This window comes from Haloferax namakaokahaiae (genome assembly GCF_042663225.1).
Taxonomy (GTDB): Archaea; Halobacteriota; Halobacteria; order Halobacteriales; family Haloferacaceae; genus Haloferax; species Haloferax namakaokahaiae.
This window is the reverse complement of sequence record NZ_JBHTAA010000007.1, coordinates 1-1,573: the sequence shown is the minus strand read 5'-3', so window position 1 is coordinate 1,573 and position 1,573 is coordinate 1. Positions and strand designations below refer to the sequence as shown.

1 rRNA gene is annotated in these 1,573 nt (G+C 53.6%); it reads left to right on the top strand.

Going from position 1 to position 1,573, the window contains the following annotated elements:
• Positions 1-83: 83 nt before the first annotated feature.
• A 23S ribosomal RNA gene (locus ACFQJC_RS16890) occupies positions 84-1,573 on the top strand; the annotation flags it as partial.

The window sequence follows — 1,573 nt, the reverse complement described above, 5'->3', positions numbered from 1 at the left end:
CCAGCTCTCGCGGCTGGGGCACTTTGCCGGCACAGGCCAGCATCAGCTCGCTGTCGGGGACAAAAGCTTCAGGAACGTAGCTCTCTTCGGGGAGTGTTATAGCCTGTTGCATAATACCCTTCGGCGGGCTGAGGTACGCGCTCCGCAAGGATGCTGGCGTAATGGTCATCAGCGACCCGTCTTGAAACACGGACCAAGGAGTCAACCTTATGTGCGAGTGTTTGGGTGTTAAACCCCTACGCGTAATGAAAGTGAACGCAGGTGAGAGCTTCGGCGCATCATCGACCGATCCTGATGTTCTCGGATGGATTTGAGTAAGAGCATATAGGGTTGGACCCGAAAGAAGGTGAACTATGCGTGTATAGGGTGAAGCCAGAGGAAACTCTGGTGGAGGCTCGCAGCGGTTCTGACGTGCAAATCGATCGTCAAATATGCGCATGGGGGCGAAAGACTAATCGAACCTTCTAGTAGCTGGTTTCCGCCGAAGTTTCCCTCAGGATAGCAGTGTTGAACTCAGTTTTATGAGGTAAAGCGAATGATTAGGGACTCGGGGGCGCTATATTGCCTTCATCCATTCTCAAACTTTAAATATGTAAGAAGCCCTTGTTGCTTAATTGAACGTGGGCATTCGAATGTATCAACACTAGTGGGCCATTTTTGGTAAGCAGAACTGGCGATGCGGGATGAACCGAACGCGAGGTTAAGGTGCCAGAGTAGTCGCTCATCAGACACCACAAAAGGTGTTAGTACATCTTGACAGCAGGACGGTGGCCATGGAAGTCGGAATCCGCTAAGGACTGTGTAACAACTCACCTGCCGAATGTACTAGCCCTGAAAATGGATGGCGCTCAAGCGACTCACCCATACCTCGCCCTCAGTGTAGAAACGATGCGCTGAGGAGTAGGCGGACGTGGAGGTCAGTGACGAAGCCTAGGGCGTGAGCCCGGGTAGAACGGCCTCTAGTGCAGATCTTGGTGGTAGTAGCAAATACTTCAATGAGAACTTGAAGGACCGAAGTGGGGAAAGGTTCCATGTGAACAGCGGTTGGACATGGGTTAGTCGATCCTAAGCCATAGGGAAGTTCCGTTTCAAAGGGGCACTTGTGCCCCGTATGGCGAAAGGGAAGCCGGTCAATATTCCGGCACCTGGATGTGGGTTTTGCGCGGCAACGCAACTGAACGCGGAGACGACGGCGGGGGCCCCGGGCAGAGTTCTCTTTTCTTCTTAACGGTCTATCACCCTGAAATCGGTTTGTCCGGAGCTAGGGTTTAACGGCCGGAAGAGCCCAGCACTTCTGTTGGGTCCGGTGCGCTCTCGACGTCCCTTGAAAATCCGCGGGAAGGAATAATTCTCACGCCAGGTCGTACTCATAACCGCAGCAGGTCTCCAAGGTGAACAGCCTCTGGTTGATAGAACAATGTAGATAAGGGAAGTCGGCAAAACAGATCCGTAACTTCGGGATAAGGATTGGCTCTAAGGGTTGGGTACGTTGGGCTTTAGGCGGACGGCTCGGGAGCAGGTCGCCACTAGCCGGGCAACCGGCCGGAGGCTTCCAGCATCTGGGTTCTGACGC